The organism is Acinetobacter sp. YH12155, from assembly GCF_013418255.1.
In the GTDB taxonomy this organism is placed as follows: Bacteria; Pseudomonadota; Gammaproteobacteria; order Pseudomonadales; family Moraxellaceae; genus Acinetobacter; species Acinetobacter indicus.
Genome location: NZ_VPCK01000002.1, coordinates 1 through 19,472 on the forward strand (window position 1 = coordinate 1; position 19,472 = coordinate 19,472).

Annotated in this window: 19 protein-coding genes; 9 read left to right on the forward strand and 10 right to left on the reverse strand. The window is 43.6% G+C overall.

What is annotated here, in order from left to right:
* Positions 1-344 precede the first annotated feature (344 nt).
* On the forward strand, positions 345-668 hold the full coding sequence (locus FTU86_RS01445; RefSeq protein WP_075166981.1) for an ankyrin repeat domain-containing protein: 324 nt from the start codon (positions 345-347) through the stop codon (positions 666-668).
* Between the two features lie 68 nt (positions 669-736).
* On the opposite strand, the gene FTU86_RS01450 is transcribed toward FTU86_RS01445, so the two are convergent.
* Positions 737-1,285 (reverse strand): type 1 glutamine amidotransferase domain-containing protein, encoded by a 549-nt coding sequence (locus FTU86_RS01450; protein WP_104471402.1) that lies wholly within the window; start codon positions 1,283-1,285, stop codon positions 737-739.
* A gap of 149 nt (positions 1,286-1,434) precedes the next feature.
* A complete protein-coding gene (locus tag FTU86_RS01455; protein ID WP_005178276.1) occupies positions 1,435-1,977 on the reverse strand; it encodes a lytic transglycosylase domain-containing protein in 543 nt (180 codons plus the stop codon).
* Positions 1,978-2,289: 312 nt separating this feature from the next.
* Between FTU86_RS01455 and FTU86_RS01460 the strand changes: the two genes are divergently transcribed.
* Together FTU86_RS01460 and ybaK are read left to right on the forward strand one after the other, a co-directional pair.
* Positions 2,290-3,915 (forward strand): Na/Pi cotransporter family protein, encoded by a 1,626-nt coding sequence (locus FTU86_RS01460; protein WP_180036925.1) that lies wholly within the window; start codon positions 2,290-2,292, stop codon positions 3,913-3,915.
* 75 nt (positions 3,916-3,990) lie between these two features.
* Positions 3,991-4,461: a Cys-tRNA(Pro) deacylase gene (ybaK, locus tag FTU86_RS01465; RefSeq protein WP_005178272.1), complete on the forward strand. Its 471-nt coding sequence runs from the start codon at positions 3,991-3,993 to the stop codon at positions 4,459-4,461.
* A gap of 33 nt (positions 4,462-4,494) precedes the next feature.
* On the opposite strand, the gene FTU86_RS01470 is transcribed toward ybaK, so the two are convergent.
* Together FTU86_RS01470 and FTU86_RS01475 are read right to left on the reverse strand one after the other, a co-directional pair.
* Positions 4,495-5,187, reverse strand: coding sequence for an LrgB family protein (locus FTU86_RS01470; RefSeq protein WP_104470148.1), 693 nt, complete (start codon positions 5,185-5,187; stop codon positions 4,495-4,497).
* A gap of 1 nt (position 5,188) precedes the next feature.
* Complete coding sequence (locus FTU86_RS01475) at positions 5,189-5,602, reverse strand: CidA/LrgA family protein (RefSeq protein ID WP_005178267.1); 414 nt, start codon at positions 5,600-5,602, stop codon at positions 5,189-5,191.
* A 101-nt stretch (positions 5,603-5,703) separates the two neighbouring features.
* Here FTU86_RS01475 and FTU86_RS01480 point away from each other — a divergent pair, with 101 nt between their 5' ends.
* On the forward strand, positions 5,704-6,603 hold the full coding sequence (locus tag FTU86_RS01480) for a LysR family transcriptional regulator (protein WP_034597704.1): 900 nt from the start codon (positions 5,704-5,706) through the stop codon (positions 6,601-6,603).
* Positions 6,604-6,682: 79 nt separating this feature from the next.
* Here the strand turns inward: FTU86_RS01480 and FTU86_RS01485 are convergent, their stop codons facing one another.
* The 4 genes from FTU86_RS01485 to tusD are packed head-to-tail and all read right to left on the reverse strand — an operon-like array spanning position 6,683 to position 8,077.
* Entirely contained in the window at positions 6,683-6,994 is a 312-nt protein-coding gene (locus FTU86_RS01485; protein WP_005178263.1) for a TusE/DsrC/DsvC family sulfur relay protein, read from the reverse strand.
* A gap of 18 nt (positions 6,995-7,012) precedes the next feature.
* Positions 7,013-7,297, reverse strand: coding sequence for a DsrH/TusB family sulfur metabolism protein (locus FTU86_RS01490; protein ID WP_016658053.1), 285 nt, complete (start codon positions 7,295-7,297; stop codon positions 7,013-7,015).
* A gap of 17 nt (positions 7,298-7,314) precedes the next feature.
* Positions 7,315-7,665, reverse strand: coding sequence for a hypothetical protein (locus tag FTU86_RS01495; protein ID WP_005178260.1), 351 nt, complete (start codon positions 7,663-7,665; stop codon positions 7,315-7,317).
* 43 nt (positions 7,666-7,708) lie between these two features.
* Entirely contained in the window at positions 7,709-8,077 is a 369-nt protein-coding gene (gene tusD, locus FTU86_RS01500; RefSeq protein WP_005178259.1) for a sulfurtransferase complex subunit TusD, read from the reverse strand.
* 71 nt (positions 8,078-8,148) lie between these two features.
* Here tusD and FTU86_RS01505 point away from each other — a divergent pair, with 71 nt between their 5' ends.
* The 4 genes from FTU86_RS01505 to FTU86_RS01520 all read left to right on the forward strand — a co-directional run bounded on the left by FTU86_RS01505 (position 8,149) and on the right by FTU86_RS01520 (position 14,141).
* Positions 8,149-9,156, forward strand: coding sequence for an SDR family NAD(P)-dependent oxidoreductase (locus FTU86_RS01505; protein WP_168390759.1), 1,008 nt, complete (start codon positions 8,149-8,151; stop codon positions 9,154-9,156).
* 135 nt (positions 9,157-9,291) lie between these two features.
* Positions 9,292-10,686 carry a class II fumarate hydratase gene (gene fumC / locus FTU86_RS01510; RefSeq protein WP_180036387.1) on the forward strand — a complete coding sequence of 465 codons (1,395 nt, stop codon included), beginning with the start codon at positions 9,292-9,294 and terminating at the stop codon, positions 10,684-10,686.
* Positions 10,687-11,105: 419 nt separating this feature from the next.
* A complete protein-coding gene (locus FTU86_RS01515) occupies positions 11,106-11,558 on the forward strand; it encodes a DUF2147 domain-containing protein (protein WP_180036386.1) in 453 nt (150 codons plus the stop codon).
* A gap of 222 nt (positions 11,559-11,780) precedes the next feature.
* Complete coding sequence (locus FTU86_RS01520; RefSeq protein ID WP_180036385.1) at positions 11,781-14,141, forward strand: TonB-dependent receptor; 2,361 nt, start codon at positions 11,781-11,783, stop codon at positions 14,139-14,141.
* A gap of 139 nt (positions 14,142-14,280) precedes the next feature.
* Here FTU86_RS01520 and FTU86_RS01525 read toward each other — a convergent pair whose 3' ends face one another.
* Positions 14,281-14,964, reverse strand: a complete 684-nt coding sequence (locus tag FTU86_RS01525; RefSeq protein WP_168381814.1) for a hypothetical protein — start codon at positions 14,962-14,964, stop codon at positions 14,281-14,283.
* A 2,087-nt stretch (positions 14,965-17,051) separates the two neighbouring features.
* Here FTU86_RS01525 and FTU86_RS01530 point away from each other — a divergent pair.
* Complete coding sequence (locus FTU86_RS01530) at positions 17,052-17,543, forward strand: hypothetical protein (RefSeq protein WP_104471392.1); 492 nt, start codon at positions 17,052-17,054, stop codon at positions 17,541-17,543.
* A 106-nt stretch (positions 17,544-17,649) separates the two neighbouring features.
* On the opposite strand, the gene FTU86_RS01535 is transcribed toward FTU86_RS01530, so the two are convergent.
* Positions 17,650-19,437: an acyl-CoA dehydrogenase gene (locus tag FTU86_RS01535; RefSeq protein WP_168384542.1), complete on the reverse strand. Its 1,788-nt coding sequence runs from the start codon at positions 19,435-19,437 to the stop codon at positions 17,650-17,652.
* Between the last annotated feature and the right edge of the window lie 35 nt (positions 19,438-19,472).

The following is a 19,472-nucleotide window of genomic DNA, read 5'->3' on the forward strand; positions in this document are numbered from 1 at the left end:
TCCCGAACTCAGAAGTGAAACCTCTTAGCGCTGATGGTAGTGTGGGGTTACCCATGTGAGAGTAAGTCATCGCCAGCTCATTAATTCAAAATCCCCCTAGCTTAAACAGCAGGGGGATTTTTTTATGGGTAAAATTTATCTGGGCTTCCTCATCTTGTTTAAGGTCGCTTTTGATTTTTTGCTGTTCCTTCCTGCTTCTATTTAAATAAATGCCTCATCAGCCAGCGCATAGAACCCAATTTTTATCTAAAAATTAAAGCTAACAATTTAAATCCATATATATCCCCAGATTCAGCTAAAATCTTAAGATCAATATGATCAAATTACGATTCTAAGAGCACTTTATGAAACTGAATTCATTCTCTCCGATCCCTGAAGATGATGATGAGCTACATCTTCCTGAAATTGTATATTGGGCGTCACTGGGTGAGTTGGAGCAGGTACAGCAAGCCTTACAGCAAGGTGCAGATGCCAATGGTAGTGATGAGGAAGGCTATAGTGCCTTGCAGGCGGCGGCAGAAAATGATCATCTGGACGTGGTGAAACTGCTGATGAGCAAAGGGGCGGATATGGAACATCGTAGTCCACATACAGCGCTGGAACTTGCTGAAATGGCAGGTAATGAGGAAGTGGTGGCCTATTTAAAACAGCTCAAAGGGCTTTCTTAATCTCCTGATTCTGATAAAAAAACCTCATCCGAAGATGAGGTTTCTTTTATAGATATGATTAAAAATCTTTAGGTTTCAGCTTCCAATTCTTGCACAATCGCCTGGTTAAATGCAGGAATATCATCCGGATTACGTGAGCTGATCAATACCCATCCACCGGTATTGCAGCGATGGACTTCTTCATCGACCCATTTCGCGCCGGCATTTTCCAGATCCAGCTTGATGGTTTTATAAGACGTCAGGTTTTTATCGCGAATCCGTTCGGCATTAATTAAAACCCACGGACCATGACAGATTGCGGCAATCAGTTTGCCCTGATCAGTAAAGTGCTGGATGATTTTATGCGCTTCGGGATTAATTCGAAGCGTATCGGCATTGACCGTTCCACCGGGAATGACCAGTGCATCGTAATCTTCCGGATTGACCTTATCGAGCGTTGTTTCCGGTTCGGTACTTAGACCAGGTTCTTTATCGGCCTTGACCGTTTGAACTTCTTTTTGTTCTTCTGCTGCATGTATGGCTTCAATGCCTTTAGATTTCAAATATTCAAAGGGTTTGATCAGCTCATCTTGCTCCACACCCTGATTGGACGTAATGAATAATACTTTCTTTGGCATTTTCCCATCCTCGTTTCGTGAATTCTTTTGCTACGTTAACAACTGAGGCTCAAGGCACTGTATTGGTTTTGACGGGAATATGTAATTGCTTGGCAATGATGTAAAAAAGCCCCATCAGGAGCTTTTAAAAAATCGCAGGATAAAAAGGTTTATAGCGCGCCTTTTAAATCATTTTGGTGCTGTTTAACCTGTTTGGCATAGCGTTTGCCTTGGCGTTTCATCTTCCAGCTGGAATGATAACCGGTAGGGCCAACATTATAATAAGCTAGGGCTTTAGGCCAGCTGCCGGCTTTCGTGTTATAGCGATTTAAAATGTAAGAACCGCATTGAATATTGGAAGATTCATCAAACAAATTACTGCCACAACTTTGCTGCCAATAACGCGGAATGACTTGGGTTAAGCCCACCGCACCGGCTGGAGATACCACATGACTGCGGTAGCTGGATTCCTGGCGAATCAGCGCGGCCAGTAACAGTGGATCAATTTCATAACGTTCTGCATGTTGCACAATCATCGGCGCAACACGGTTAGCGGTGTCAGGTGCAACCGAATAGGCTTTTTGGATACCGACTGAAAGTTTAGCGGAACGTTTGGCAACGGAGCCGCCTCCTAAAGGTGAGCAGGCAATCAGGCTAAGAGCACTGAGGCCAATAAAAGAGGTTTTCAATAATAATGGGATGGTCAGTTTCATTTTAAAATCAGAAAAAAGCGGTGATGCTGCACCAGATTAGCCAGTGCTCGCGAATATGTTTAAGGATGTTAGTGAGCTGGGCGATATCCGTCAAGCCAACGGCGGCCTAGATCTGCCGCTGTTTTGTTAAGTTTTGGCTCCGATACTCCTTGTTTGAAATATCTTTAGAGTGCATTGGAAGATCATCTTTCTACTTATTGTGCTGTTCACGTTTAGGTCACTATGCAACTTTTAGGGTATAAAGCGGCTTTCATCGCATAATCTCTTATATACTTAGATGGTTGAAAATAAAAATATTTATTGGGTAGTTACATGCTAGAAGTGATTGCACAGTTGTGTGGCGGGATCGGTTTATTCCTGATCGGAATGACCTTAATGACAGACAGTCTGAAAGAGATGGCCGGGGAGTCATTGCGTTTATGGCTGTCTAAATTTACCGGTTCACCGATTAAAGCTATTTTTTCTGGCATCGGTCTGACTTTGGCTGTGCAATCCTCAACGGCAACCACATTGGCCACCATTGGCTTTGTTAGTGCTGGTATTCTGACTTTTAGTCAGGCCATTGGTGTGATTATTGGCGCCAATATTGGCACCACCAGCACCGGTTGGATGGTGGCTTTTCTGGGGGTTAAATTTTCCATTGCCCATATTGCCTTGCCACTCATTGGCTTAGGAGCCATCTTTAAATTATTCAGCCGTGGGCGACTGTCTTTATTCGGTTTAACCATTGCCGGTTTCGGCCTGATTTTCTTTGGGATTGACTTGCTGCAGGTGGCAATGTCCGGTTTTGCCGAGCGGGTTGATTTATCGGTTTTCTCCAATAATTCTTTTACCACACAGCTGATTTTAGTGCTGGTCGGGCTGGTGATGACCGTGCTGTTGCAATCTTCCAGTGCAGCCATTACTGCAACCTTGGCGGCTTTGGCCAGTGGAGCGATTGATTTGTCCCAAGCCTTAGGCCTGGTGATTGGACAAAATATTGGTACGGTGGCGACCGCGATTCTGGCAGCCATGGGCTCGACTGCCAATGCCAAACGCACCGCAGCCGTGCATGTGGTTTTTAACGTGATTTCGGCCGTGTTGGCTTTTATCTTGCTGAAACCGGCTTTTTTGTGGCTGGCTGAACATTCACAGGTCGGTACTTGGGATGATGTGATTATTGTCGCTGCGTTTCATACCGCTTTTAGTGTGCTGGGAACCTTATTTTTATTGCCCTTTTTAAAACAGTTTGAACAGTTGATTGTCGGTTTAATTCCAGATCGTACCCCTTCAATTTTATGTTATCTGGATCAGGCCAGTTTTTCGGTGCCGGCTTTGGCAATTAATGCCGCTTCTAAAGTGATTTATTGGTCGATTGGGCATATCCTGATTTTGCTGAAACGCGCGATTCAGGAAGGTCGTTTGCCCTCCAATAGCGAATTACAGCAACTGGATGAAATCTTAAAACGGGTGCAGCAGTATCTGGAAGATTTATCGGTTAGTGAAAATGAGCTGGATCAGCAGCATTTAATGGCGATGCTGCGCCTGATGGTGTATTTACGTGTGCTGCGCAGCGATCTGGAAGCGGTGGAACATGCCGAGCATATCCGCACCCAGCCGACTATTTATCAGATGGGGCTGGATTATATTCATGTGCTGGACAATCACTTTCAGTATGTCGATGAGTTTAACCGTCTGACCGAAGTGGCATCTTTAAATCGTGAGCTGTTAAACCTGAAACAATGGGTGGAAGAGCAGCGTGCCGAAGCGCGTGAAAAAGTGATTGAATATGCCACGGTGCAACATCTGAGTGCCGCGCGCAGTCTGGAATTACTGGCCGCACAGCGCTGGCTGGACCGTTTGATTGCGCATACCCAGCGTTTGGCTAATGTTTTGCAGGAAACCGAGAGCATGCTGGATGATGTGGAAAAGCGGAAATATTATGCTGCCACTCAATAGCCTAAGCTATACAGTGATTAACTTCTGCAGCAGAAGCTTTTATACTGCGAGGATGTTTATCACTGGGCAACTAAAATGACACCGGCCTGTAAAATTTTAAAATCCAATAAAATTGACTATAGCATTCATGAATATGAGCATGATCCGAACGCCAAAAGTTTTGGGCTGGAAGCAGCGGAAAAGCTGGGTTTAGCCCTGGCTGAAGTATTTAAGACTTTATTGGTAACTGATGATAAACAGTATTATGTGGCGATTTTGCCGGTGCATGTGCAGCTAAATTTAAAGAAAGTTGCTACCGCGGTGGGCTGTAAAAAACTGCATATGGCAGAGCCTAAAGATGCCGAACGTTTAACCGGTTATCTGGTTGGCGGAATTAGCCCGATTGGGCAGAAGAAACGTTTAAAAACTGTGATTGACCAGAGCGCGCAAAGTCTGGCAAAAATCTATGTCAGCGGTGGCAAACGTGGACTGGACATTGGTTTAAAGCCGGATGATCTGGCCCGGGTGTTAAATGCCCAGTTTGCCGATGTGGTGGATGAGTCTTAATCTGCACTGATTTTATTTTAGCAGCGGATTCAGTTATAAAAACCGGACCACGCCATGAATCAGGGCAGGTCCAAAAATCACCATAAATATGCCAGCCAGTACCATACTTAAGCAGGCGGCCACACCTTCTTCACGATGGCGCATAAAGGCTTTAGAAGTACCAAAACCATGCGCGGCATTACCTAAGGCTGCACCTTGAGCAAAATGTGAATTCAGTTTGAGTGCGAGTAAGACGGCATCTGCTATAAAACCGCCGGCAAAGCCGGTCATCATGGTGAACAGGATTACCAGTTCAACCGAGCCGCCCACCTGTGCGCTTAATTCCATAGCAAAGGGTGTAGAGATAGAGCGCGCCATCAGGCTATACGTGGTTTCCTGATTTAGCTGAAACAGCTGCGCCAGATAAAAAGCACTGATAACACCGACACACATCCCGATCACAATACCCATGCTGATGGCCAGCAGATGGCGCTGAATCAGCGCGCGATATTCATAAATCGGAATAGCAAAAGCTACAGTTGCTGGCCCGAGCATCCAGACAATCCAGTGGCTGTACTGCATATAGCTGTCATAGGAAATCCCGAAATAGAGCAGCATGCAGATTAATCCAGCTGGAACCAGAATAGAGGGTAAAAACAGCAACACCGGATAACGACGATACAGCTGTTTGGCCACGATATAGCCCAGCAGGGTGAAGATGAAGCACAGGCTTGCGATCAGGTTCATCTTAATCTCCTGACACATATGCGGTGTTGTTGGTATTTTTCCTGAGCCGCTGTTCCAGTTTAAAACCCCAGCACACGCTATAGGCTGTGGCGACCATTACCGCACAGGTGCCGAGCGTAATCGAGAGCAGCAGTTGCCAGCCTTGGCTTAGCAGTAAGTCTAGATCATTGATAATGCCGACCACACAGGGAATAAACAGCAGCATCAGCTCGGCCAGCATAAAATCGGCGCCTTGCTTGATCCATTGCAGTTGAAATATGCCACTTAACAGCGCCAGCAGTAACAGGATCAGGCCAATCACACCCGCTGAAACCGGCAGCTGGAATATCTGTTGGATCAGCGCACCGAGCCACCAGATCAGGATTAGCAGCGCAATTTGTATGCTGAGGACGGCAACACGGGAAAGTGACCACATCGCTGAATTGCCCTAAAGGTTAAACACGACTGTATTTTAGATTTGACCTACCAAGATGATTATGAATAATGAAAAAATAATTATGCCTATTGGGAATGATGGTGGATTTAAAAAGCCTGAAAATACTGGTCAAGCTGGTGCAATTGCAAAGTTTTACCCGGACTGCAGATGCTTTGTGCCTGACCCAGCCCACAATTAGCAAGGCCATTCGGGGGCTGGAAGATGAGTTGGGCACTGCGCTGTTTCATAAAGGTGAAGCTGGGCGTAAACGTGAAGTGCAATTGACTTACCTGGGCGAGCAGATTTATCAGCATGCGCTACAAATGCTGCAACTGGAGCAGGCGATTTATGATTCGGTGGCGGAAGTTCATGCGCTAGAACGTGGTAAATTGACGCTGGGTTTGCCGCCCTTGGGTTCGGTGCTATTAAGCCGGTTAATTGCCAAGTTTCATCAGCAGTATCCGGCTATTGAACTGAGCTTTTTAGAGGTAGGCGCCAGCGGGATTGAAGCTGCTATTCTGGATAAACAGATTGATGTCGGGATTGTACTCGGCCATTTAAAACCGGTATTGGGCGGAATTCCAATTATGGATTCGCCACTGTGTTTGTTATCTGCCCGGAATTCTGCATGGCAGGGACGTGAAACGGTATCGTTGCTGGAACTGAAAGATGAGTCTTTTTTACTGTTTGCCGACAGCTTTACTTTAAACCAGATGATTTTGCAGGCCGCACAACAGCTGGGTTTTGAACCGAAGATTGTCTGTAAAAGCAGCCAGTGGGATTTTATTGCCAAAATGGTGGATTCCGGCGTGGGGATTGCGCTGTTGCCTCAGGTTTATTGTGAGCAGTTGCCTGCCGAGCGTTATCAGATCAGCCGTTTGTGCCAGCCTGAGCTGAATTGGACCTTGCGAATGGCCTGGAATACGACAGTCGCCATGAGTCCGGCCACCCGGGCCTGGTTAAGAATTATTGAAACGCATCCTGATGAGATTCATTTCTAAAGTAAGAATTAAAGGATTATCGTGTGAAATCAGATTCATCTATAGCGCTAAACCTCTGAACAGATGAATCTTCCTCCAATTACAGGCAATTCGCCGGTTTGGGAATACCGGCCAGACGGCTTAAATGCCGCGCCACCAGTCCGGTGTTAAAACGCTCTTGCAAGAGGGCATTATTAATCTCAGGGCTGACCGTTTTCATCAGAAACTTGATTAACGGGCGGGTCGCCGGAGAATGACCAAACTGCTGATAAAACTGGCGCACAGCCTGCAAAATTTCAAAATGCCAATCTTCCAGTTCCAGCTCTAGGCTTTTGGCCAGCTCTTGCGCTACAGTTTCATTCCAGATGGTGTAATCGACCAAATGACCATCTTGGTCCAGTTCAAGATTCATAACACACTCAAAGCTTGTTTATTTTAAAGAGATACAACGGCTATAAGCCAGACACAGCTCGGCAAAGGTAGCATAGTTTAAACTGTGCAGATGGGCAGGCAATGGCTGGACCAGCAGCTCTAGATCATGCTCCAGTGCAAACAGGGTGCCGCATTGCTGACAAAATGGGTGATCAATGGCCAATACTGCATCACCCATCAGCACCACTGCATCGCCTTCACTATACAGACGTGAAACTTTGTCCAGCATGGCCGGGGTGGTATGGAAGCCAGATTGCAGCAAATATAAAGTATTTTGTGACATAACAGATTCCTTCCGGCTTACCAGTACAGCACGTGGTCAAAACGCTGGATAAAGTCCGCATTCAGTTCAATAAACTCGATTTCCTGCTGCGACTGGCTGACATAAGCTGAATGTTGATGCTGGTGTTCTACCAGAATCGGGCTTAAATCATAAAACTCAAAACTTTCGACCATATTCGAGGCCAGCTTGAAGGCGTGTTTGAGCTGGTCAAAAGCCAAATCGCTTTTGAGCAGACTTAGGGCAGCATCCTGTAATAACACTTTGACTTCACAGCCAAAAGTGGCCAGTACCATAGTCGCAGACAGGCTTTCATGTACCTGCTGGCTGCTTAAATTGGCCTGGCTTAAAATGACGAGTACAGTTTTCACACAATTTACCTTTTAAATGCAACAAATTCTCAAATAGAACCACTTAGAATTGAAGAAGGCGATCTGCAGATTGCACTGCATCGGCAAGTTCGCCCAGACCAACCAATTCAAAGCCCGCGGCTAAATTGTGTTGATGAAGTTGATGACGTTTGGCATTGTCCTGATCGGTAATCCCGCGTAACAGTGCCGCACTGACACAAACCGGCAAACGAATCGACAGTTTTTGCCATTCCGATTTTAACTGTCGCTGATCATCGGGTAGCCATTGTAAATCGTTAGCGACCATAACAGCGTCCTGATAGAAGAACACCCGGAAATCTTCATTCTTGCTCTGCAAGGCTTGAGCCAGACCCAACGCATGCCAGGCATGAATTGAGGTTGGCGCGGAGGTAATTAGTAATAAGGTACTCATCAAAATTCACTAATGAAATGTTCCCGCAACACAGGGGGCATTCAGACTTCATAAGAAAAAGGTAGTATACAATGATTTTAGTGACTGGTGGTTTAGGCTTTATAGGCTCGCATATTGCATTAAGTCTGATGGCTCAAGGGCAAGAAGTCATTATTGTCGACAATTTATCCAATGCCAATTTACAAACCTTAGAACGACTTGAATATATTTCGGGCATGTATGTGCCTTTTGCCAAAATTGATATTCGTAACACCCCGGCCTTAAATAAAGTCTTTGAACAGTATTCGGTCGATGCAGTGGTGCATACGGCTAGCTTTAAATCGCTGGAAGAATCGGTCCTGAAACCGCTTGAATATTATAATGATAATGTCAGCTGTATCATGAGTTTGCTGCGTGCCATGCAGCGTACCGGGGTACGTGTGCTGGCGCATTTATCCAGCTTAACCGTGTATGGTCAATCCAGCCTGCAACTGAAAGAAGATCTGCCATTTCAGTATGCCTATCCGAATCCGTATATCAAATCTCAGCAGATGGCTGAGGAAATTATTCAGGATACCTTTAAAACTGACAATGAATGGAAAATTGCCTTATTGCGTTTGGGTAATATTGCCGGTGCCTTTGAACATGGGGTACTGGGTGAAATGGTACCGCCACTGCCAAAAAATATTGTACCCCTGGCGATGCAGGTCGGGGCGCGGCAACGCGAATTTATCGAGCTGCGTAAACAGGCCCAAACAGAAGACAAGACTGTTGAACGTAGTTTCCTGCATGTACTGGATTGTTGTGAAGCGGTGTCTTTAACCCTGCAATGGCTATTCCAGCAACAGCATGTTTGTGAAGCCTTTAATATTGCCGGCGAGGCGATTTCCATCCAGCAGCTGTTAAGTGAAATTTCGAGCGTCACCGGCACTGAAATTAAAACGGTCGATGCTGATGTATATCCCTATGCCGAACTGGATCAGGTCGCGGCCGATATTAGTAAAGCCAAAGAGGTACTAGGCTGGCAACCGAAACGCTCGATTCAGCAGATGCTGGAAGATGAATGGCGCTTTTATCAGCATACCTTACGCGGGCAATGATATATCTAAATATGATAATAATTATCATTTATAATTTTATCCGCCTGACCTAAGATGACTATATTCGCCATAGCCGCTGCCTCAGGGCAGCGTTATAACAGCATTGAGAACAGTAAGAATAGATAGAGGTTGAGTATGCAAACACGTATCGAACACGACACCATGGGCGAAGTTGAAGTCCCGAGTGAGGCCATGTGGGGTGCACAGACTCAGCGCAGCTTACAGAATTTTAAAATCGGGCAGGAACGTTTACCTCGTCCCATGATTCGCGCCATGGGCTTAGTGAAAAAAGCCGCGGCCATGACCAATGCAGAACTGAACCAGATTCCTCAAGAGCTGTCGCACTATATTGTTGATGCAGCTGAAGAAGTGATTGAAGGCAAATGGGATAGCCAGTTTCCGCTGGTGGTGTGGCAGACCGGTTCGGGCACGCAAAGTAATATGAACTGTAATGAAGTGATTGCCAATATTGCCAACCAGAAACTGGGCAATCCGCTGGGCGCGCAAAAACCGGTCCATCCGAATGACCATGTGAACCGCGCACAATCAACCAACGATTCTTTTCCAACCGCGATTCATGTCGCCGCCAGTTTACAGATTAGTGAACTGCTGATTCCGGCAGTGACCCGTTTAAGAGATACCTTGCAGGCCAAAAGCGACGCCTTTGCCGATATTGTGAAAATTGGCCGTACCCATTTACAGGATGCGACGCCTTTAACGTTAGGCCAGGAATTTAGCGGCTATGTCTCACAGCTCGATCATGGTTTGAAACGTTTGCATCAGGCCCTGGACGGTTTATATGAACTGCCGTTGGGTGGCACTGCCGTAGGAACCGGTTTAAATGCCCATCCGGACTATGCGGAAAAAGCCGCACAGCAACTGGCCAGCCTGACCGGTTTGGCTTTCGTTACTGCGCCGAACAAGTTTGAAGCTCTGGCTGGACGTGATGCTGCAGTATTTGCTTCCGGTGCCTTAAAAACTCTGGCCGTGAGCTTAAATAAAATTGCCAATGACATACGCTGGCTGGCCAGTGGGCCGCGCTGTGGTTTTGGTGAAATCCGTATTCCGGAAAATGAACCGGGTTCAAGCATTATGCCAGGTAAAGTCAATCCGACCCAGAGTGAAGCCATGACCATGGTGGTGGCGCAAGTGCTGGGCAATGATACGACGATTAATGTGGCTGGGGCTTCGGGTAATTTCGAGCTAAACGTATTTATGCCAGTGATTGCCTATAACCTGTTACAGTCGATTCAGTTATTGGGAGATGCCTGCAACAGCTTTAACGATCACTGCGCTGTCGGAATTGAGCCGAACCGTGACAAGATTGATCATTTCCTGCATAACTCGTTGATGTTGGTGACGGCACTGAATCCGGTAATTGGTTATGAAAATGCCGCCAAAGTCGCGAAAACGGCCTATAAAGAAGGGAAAACCTTAAAACAGGTGGCGGTGGAGCTGAATCTGGTCACTGCTGAACAGTTTGATGACGTGGTACGACCAGAAAATATGGTTTCACCGAATGCGAAATAAGTGTTGCATCTACCGGGATGGAATATGAGCAGCCATCCCGGTGGGTTAAAAAATCTTGCTTTATCACAACTATTTCTCCATCAGAACCTGTACATGAAAGTGCAAAGTACCTATAAAAGAAAACCCAACATATGGATTGCTATATGCTGGGTTAGTTTGCGCTACTTAGTTATTACAGGCCATCTTCTCGTTTTTAATGACCTTGACTGCATCATAAGCCCTGAATGTGACAATAAAAAGAAGTGGTAAAATTCTGGAAAAGAAATGTGAAGTATCTAGCAAAACTTGGCTCTAAATACCACATAGATATTTAAAATTTATGAAATTATTATGATTTAGTTTAGGAAAATGAATATAATGCAGGCCGCTGGGAAGCGTATCTCATTTCTTTATTGACTCTTTTGAAACTCTTTTTGCTTATGAATTTTAAATTATTGGGGGCTGCGGCTCTATTGGCGGGTTTAACCAAAACTGTAGTGGCAATGCCGTTTGATCCTTTAATCGGGACATGGAAAGTGATTGATGATCGAACCGGGTATTATGTGTCGGAAATTGTGATTCGTAAAAACTCCAAAACACAGCAGTATAGTGCAGTAGTGAGCAAGCATTATCCGGCGGCGGGAGCGGTGAATCCGGACGTTTGTGGCAAATGTGAAGGGGCTTTAAAGAACCAGCCGATTTTTGGTATGGAAGTGCTGAAAGGCATGACCGGCAACCATAAGCAGTTTAAGCAAGGTCAATGGCTGAATACCCAGGATGGCCGGACCTATACCATTGAAGCGCAATTGAATGCTGGCAAAGACCAGATGAAAGTATTTGGTAAAGCGCAACAGAGCAATACAACCAGTGCCATGACCTGGAAAAAGCTCTAATGAGCTTTGGCTGTTGAGCTGATTCTAAAAACCATTTAACTTCGTGTTAGATGGTTTTTTCTTTTTTTAAGAATCTAAGAATTCAAAATATTTCAATTCCCCCATTTTTCTTCCTCTCAATTGAGTTGCTGCATTTTCTCGATCTGCCAGAAAAACCAGAATAATTTTTTAAATAGACATAAAGTTATGTTATAACATAACACTTTTTAAAAGGGGGCTCGCATGAAATACAGCACACTCATGACTTTAATTTTATTGGCGATGCAACAGGCACAGGCTGAAGAGCCGATTACAATTCTGGAACCACTTATTTTTCAGGGGAATGATACTGACAAGAACCTGAACATTGCGCCTAAAGAACGCATTGAAACAGCCAATACCTTGGGCGATGCTGTTAAACATATGTCTGGCGTGCAAAGTAGCGCATTCGGTCCCAATTCGGGGGCACCAGTGATACGCAGTTTGAGCGGTCATCGGGTCGGGATTCTGGAGAATGGTCAGGCGATCAATGGAATGAATGCTATCAGCGGTGATATTAATATTCCATTTGATCCACTATTTACTAAAAGCGTGACCGTACATAAAGGGACCAATACTGTGCGTTATGGCGGACAGGCGATTGGTGGTTATGTGGATATCGATTCGGGCATCATCTCAAAAACGCTGGAAGAGAAAAGTGCCAATGTCGATGTGGTATATAAAAAGGGCTTTAACGATTTTAGTGGGCATGGTATTCGCATTAATGTCAATAATCAGGAAAATCTGAGCACCAATATCCAGTTTTCGACCCAACAGATTTCATCTTATAAAATTCCCGGAAAGAGCAAAGCAGCCGTCTGTGATACAGCGATTTTCTCGGAGCGAGGCGGGATTGATTCTGCTTTGGCAAGCGCCTGCCAGCGCGATGCCAGAATTGAACAGATCTTTAATAAGGCACATCATCAATATTTAAATAAGCATGTTTTAGAAGATATCGCGCAGAATCCTCAGCATTTTTATGATTATTATGATGGCTTGGAGTCGGCCAAATATACGGATCAAGCGGTTTTAACCCGCTATGTGAATGGTGCCTACCGGGAATTTGTCAATGATCCCAACCCGGATTATGTGCCCAATACACCAAAATATGTAGAAAGCCAAACCAATCAGGATGTTACGCCCAATTATCAGAAAAAACTGGGCAATAGCTATGCCAGAAATGAAAATATGGCAATCGGGAGTACCTACTTTTTAGACAATGGCTATATCGGAATTAGTGCCGATTATAAAACCAGTGATTATGGTGTGCCGGGTTTCTCAATGGAAAATAAATCTTTCCAGAGCGCTTATGATGATAGCTTGCCGGTCACGGTGCAGATTAAACAGAACCGTTTTGCGGTTGATGCGTTACTCAGGGACCCACTGCCTGTACTTGATCATCTCCAAATTCAGGCATCAAAATTATCCAATCGCTCGGGTGAATATATTGGTGCAAGCAAAGCCAATGAATATCAGTTTGATAGCCATGCTGCCGAACTGGTACTAAAGCAGATGCCTTATAAAAATTTGAGCGGTGAAATTGGCACTGCTTTGAATGTACGTGATGTTAAGGGTTCAGGAACACAGCGCTATCTCCCTAATGTCAAAACCACGACCCAGGCAGTATTTATCCAGGAAAAATTGGATTGGGAGCGGTTTTCAGTGGATGCCGGTTATCGTCATGAGAACGTTCAGCATGAGATTCAGGATCAGAGTTTTAAACTGGCGCGTAATGCGGCCAATAGCACCCTAAAAAATAAATCTTTTGCTCTAAATAGTTTTTATGTCGGTTCGAATTTTAAAGCGACTGATTATCTGGACTTTAGGCTGCAATATTCCAAGTCAGAACGGGCTCCTGAAATTAATGAACTGTATGCCAGCAATCCGCATTATTCGGTTATGACGCAGGAGGAAGGCAATCAGGCATTGAACAAAGAAAAAATGCAGGGGCTGGAATTAATCACGCATGTGAACTGGGATGCTGCGAATATCGCTGTAGCTTTATATCAAATGGATTTTGAAGATTATTTTTATTTGTCGCATTCCGGTTCATCCATGAGAAACCGTTTACCGCTGAAGTACTGGAAGCAAACCGATACTAAAGTGAATGGTTTTGAGGTGGATATGAACTACACTTTTGATTTAGACCATTTTGGTGAGGTACAGGTCGGTGGTTTTGCCGATCTGGTTAAAAATAAGGCCACTAATCCGGAAAGTTTGCGTTTAAGTAATGATGGCGTGTATTTGCCGAATATGCCGACCAATCGTTATGGTGCCCACATTGAATGGACACGCGCCGATTGGTCAGCGCGTCTGGCAAGTATTTATTATGATCAACCGCGATATTTGGGGAAAAATGTGTCAGAGGAAGTGCCACTGCCGGCATATAACCTGATGGATCTGGATATTCGTAAAAAAGTAACTTTAAAAAATGCCAGTTTTGACCTGTTTATGAATGGATCAAACCTGCTGGATGAAGAGGCACGTCCACATAATTCGCCCCTGAAATATATTGCGCCGTTACCGGGCCGCGCTTTTCAGCTGGGTGTGACCATGCATCTTTAAGGGTGGGATAATCTGAATATTTTCTTCGGATCCATCGGTAGGTGGGCTGCTTGATGTATTGAGATGGAGACATTAGATATTCAGGTTAGGCCTCTTGAAGATGCTTAATCTGAATATTGAGGAGAAGCGAGCTATTGAATTATATGCGAGAAGCAATTGAATATAATAATTCTTGACGCAGGTCGGCATTGGTCTCTAAATCAAATAAGGTTTTATAAAATTGTTGATCTGTTTCATTTTTTTGATGATCCACAATTTTTTTAAGCTGGTATCGGTATTCAATATGCCCTGCATGAAATATATTTACGTTAAATCCCCATAATATTTGTGTGTAGTTCGGGGCAGATGAATCTAATTTATTTAATTCATGTTGATAAAGAGATGCAGCAGCTGAGTAGCAATCTTTAATTAAAGAAGAAGGCTTATTTAGTGTTTCCATTAACATACATTGAAAGTTTTTTATGTTAGGTTGTTTGTTTTGAGCCAAAATTTCTTCTGTTAATGTATAGGCTTTCTCAATATCTCCAATTCTAAGGTACGAATTCATTAAAAGCCGATAACGTTCTTTTTCAAGATTGATTTGCTTCAACTTGGGAATAATAGATTTAAGTTTCTTTAAGGTTTCTGTTTCATCATCAATATTTTGAAATTCTAAAATTATAGAGTTGTATTCTTCGATAATGAGTTTACTTTCAGAACTGAGTTCTGGACTAGCTTTTGAACCAGAAGTGTTCTCAATATAATTATTAGAAGGACTGTTACAGGCAGTTGTTAAACTGAGTGTTGTAAAAGATATGAATAGTGGAAGGATAATATTTTTCATAAAGAGATTATCTTCGGTAAAAGTGAATTTATGTTTTTTATAAGAAGAGATTAGGTTCACAAAACCAGCTTTGTCATTAGGTTTGCAGTATAGCTCAACTCCGGTTTAACAACTATGCGTTGAATATTGGGTTTGGGTGGTTTTTCTTAAATTGCACTTTACAATGACAGCGAGGCAGTCGATTCGAGGTTGAGGATGCCTCCGAGTTTTGAATACTATTAAACTTATCTTAAAATTATAATAATTTTCTATTAATAATTCATTTAAAACGGCTTGGGTTGGCTAATTTTTGGCATAAAATATGTAATATTATGCAAATATATAAATTATAAATTTATATATAATTTTCAGCAGAATCTATCGCTGTAGTTTCTTTTTTTTTACTGCCTCCTCCTCTAGGGAGGCATTTTTTTGAGGAGAAAAATTATGCTCCATCTTCTATTCACTTTATTTGGCCTGCATGAGGTGACTGAAATCGACTACCTGCTCGATGAAGAAGAGAATGAAACGTGTAGCAATGGTTTAGATCAAGAGTATTAACAGCGCTCATCCCTATTGCTTCTTTCTCTTGGTCAAGACCTAAAAAGCTCAACCCACTGGTGGGCTTTTTTATGGCTTTATACATTGCTCCGGAAATTACAATCTGTACAAAAAATGATCAAAATTGAATGTGAAAGCTACAAATTTGAATGATAGTTTAAATCCAGATCTTCCAATAGGTAAGGTGAGCAATGAAACTATTAGCTTTGATTGGTGTAGGACTTGCAGCAAGTTATTGTTATATCAATATTAAGAACAAAAACTTAAATCTATCCAATACGGATTTCGATGAAAGCATCCACAAAGTCGTTATTCAGGACTTCTGGGTTTAGTGGGTAATTTTTTATTTAGATTATCGAAATGAGATAATTTAAATGAATGTTAATTTTTATGAATGTCATATTATGACAACTTGTAAAATTTCTATTTATATAAAATTTGTATCAGGGCTAACTTTTGATTTTCTCCCAACGCCGTCCTCCAGAACAGGAGGCAGATTATTAAGAGTAGAATATTATGATCCAGTTCCTTCTTTGTCTGTTTAGCTTTCATGGCGCAACTGAAGTCGAATACACGGGTGATGATGAAGAAATTCGGCGCTGTCAGGATTGTCTAAAAGAGCGTGAATAGGCGCTATACCCGCATCCATAGAGCATAGAAAAATTGCCGGCTTGGCTTAGAGCGGATCTTTTTTGACTTTTTTAATTTCAAGGGCAATCAAGATTGATGCAAAAATGAGCAGTCCGCCAATGATCAATAATAATGAATCATCTGCCTTGAATCCAACCCAGAAACTCAGGCCACTGCTGACTACACAGCTTAACAGTAGAACAATTAAAATTCCGTATTTCACGATACATCTCACATTAATTTTTTTAATCCCGTGATGATATACCTGTACTATGAACCGCTTGTGAAAGGAAAAAATATAGGTATAACTAGAGGGTCACGCTATACGCAGTGTTGTGATCGCTGGGAGGTGAGAAGGTTTTTTTGATGCTTACTCGATGCTTAAGTCAACACACGCCAGGCGTTCACGATGCAGAGGATGATTAATACAAACTCGCTGCTCGTCGCGCTGGCCTGATCAAGCCTGTAGTAATAGAGAATAAAAACTAAAAATAGGATCGCAATAAGAAAAAGCATCGTTATTTTTTAAGTCTGAGATATCTCAGCATAATAGATGAGAGTGCATTGAAGGCAAACAGTGTGTCATTTTAATATGGAGTGTTCGTGCTTATTGAACTACTAACTACTAACTAGATGTTGATTAATATAAGATTCAAACTCAAGAACCCAATAAAGAAAAGAACCATCTACTAGCCCCGAATCAAAGTTTTTAAAAAGTTAAAAGCCTTCGAACCGTTTAAAGTCATCTTTCCAGATTGAAGAATTTTAGAGCTAAAGCTGTCCTCATGTAGACACATGGCTTAAATAACATTGAATAAGATGTCATAATTGCTAAAATGCGATTCGTTTTTTATTACAGTTTTACAAGCTAAGAAATAAAGCTTTGTAAAACAGCAATCTATCTAGGAAAATTTTCAATGCTTGATATCTATTTAACGGATGTTCAGAAAAAGGTGCAATTTACCGATTATCCGGGTGAGCATCCTGTTAAATTTATTTTAAATTTTAAGAAAATTTTCCCAAGTGTGATGGAGCTGCTGCTGCCGGTGCTGCCTGAAAATGAAAACCTGGAAGACATGACCTGGGAATCAACCACGGCAGATCTGGAACTGTTTAAATTGCTGCTCAGTGGTTGGGGCCTGATTGAGCTGCGTTTAAATGCTATTGCGAAATATAAAGATCGCGCTTTTGCAGACCGTTTGGTGAAGCAAGCACAGCAAAAACGTCAGGACTATAAAAAATCACAAAGCCAATTGGCGACGGTAGAGCTGGACTATCTGTTTATGCATGAAGTTCATGCACAAATTGATGCCGAGCTGGTCGAGCTGGGTGAAAAATTCTATTTACCGACCCTACGTGAATTGTGGCAGGGTAAAGTGGCGGCCAATGTCTTGAATGCACAATTCTAAACGGCATCTGCATTCTAGAAGTATATAAAAAATCCCCATGTAATAAACTACATGGGGATTTTCTTTAGAAGGTAGATATTTAAAACCTGCTTTCCATCATCCGGTTTTAAAACCAGTCGCTGTGCATCGACAGGCAAGTATCATCAAATTCACTCAGTAATTTGGCCTGATGTTCAATTTCCGGTAATTCCCAGCGAATGAAATAGCGCGCCGCTTGCAACTTGCCTGCTAAAAATTGCTGATCTTCTGCCAACTCAGACTGGCCAAACTGCTGTTGCGCCTTGTTGGCCATATCCAGCCATAACCAGGAAATAATCACTTTAGCCATCATATCTAAATACAGGGCAGAATTGGCCAAAGCCTCATTGGTTTGACCTTGCATAAGCGCCTGTCCCAGTTTTTGTGTGGTGCTTTGTACCGTAGCCAAATGTTTGCAGAATTTGCTAGACAGATCCAGAATGGCCGGATGCTGAATCTGTTCCAGCGTGGTGTTGATGCGTTGCATTAGCAGATTTAAGCCTTTGCCATTGTGCTGCCATAATTTACGCCCGAGTAAATCCAGTGACTGAATACCAAAAGTGCCTTCATGAATCGGATTTAAGCGGTTATCCCGATAATACTGTTCTACCGGATAATCACGGGTATAGCCGGCACCACCGAGCACCTGAATTGCCAGATCATTGGCTTTCGGGCCATAGGCAGACGGGAAGGACTTGACCACAGGTGTAATCAGATCGAGCAGAATGGCGCTATCTTCCGAGCCACCCGCCTGATGTTCATCAATCAGTCGTGCGGCAAACAGGCACAATGCCAAAGCTCCTTCTACATAGGCCTTTTGCGCTAACAACATCCGTTTCACATCGCTATGTTCAATAATATTGACCGGTTTGCTGTCGCTATTTTTTTCACTGGCCAGTCGGCCTTGCGGACGGTTTCTGGCATATTCCAGCGACTCCAAATAACCGCGATAACCAATCATTGCGGCGCCCAGTCCGACACCGACACGCGCCTCGTTCATCATTTTGAACATATATTTCAGGCCCTGACTAGCTTCACCAATCAAATAGCCTAAGCATTGGTTATTTTCACCAAAATTCAGCACAGTCGATGTTGTCCCGCGATAGCCCATTTTATGTAACAGGCCAGCCAGTTTGACATCATTGCGTTCACCCAGCGTGCCATCTTCATTGGTCAGGAATTTCGGCACAATAAACAGGGAAATGCCTTTGACACCTTGTGGCGCATCCTGAATCCGCGCCAGCACCAGATGCACAATATTTTCAGTAATGTCCTGATCACCCCCAGAAATAAACATTTTCTGGCCTTTAATTTTGTAGCTGCCATCAGCTTGTGGAATGGCTTTGGTGGTCAGATCACCCAGAGAGGAACCGACATTCGGCTCGGTCATGGCCATGGTGCCGGAAAAGCGGCCATTGAACATCGACGGGACAAAGGTCTGTTTCTGCTGCTCGGTACCGAAGGCCTGAATCAGATTCGCTGCGGCGGCGGTTAAAAACGAATAAGCCACGGTGGCAGGATTGGCCGACATAAAATAGGCATTGGCAGCCATATTAATCAGTGTGGGAAGCTGCATACCGCCCTGATCATAATCATGCTGGGCACATAACAGACCGGCCTGGGCAAACTGTTGCCAGGCCTGTTTCACTTCGGCAATGGTATGTACCTGTGTACCATCAAAATGCGGTTCTTGCGCATCACCTTTGGCATTGTGCGGGGCAAAATAGTCTGCTGCAATGCCGCGCGCCGTATCTAAAATACTATCGAAGGTGGCTTTGTCATGTTCCTGATAACGTTCCAGCTGGGTCAGCTGTTCTGCTGAAAATACCTGATAGAGTAAAAAATCCAGATCTTTTTGATTGATGAGTGCGGTCATGGGATGCCGTTACCTGTTTTTATTGATTGTCACTA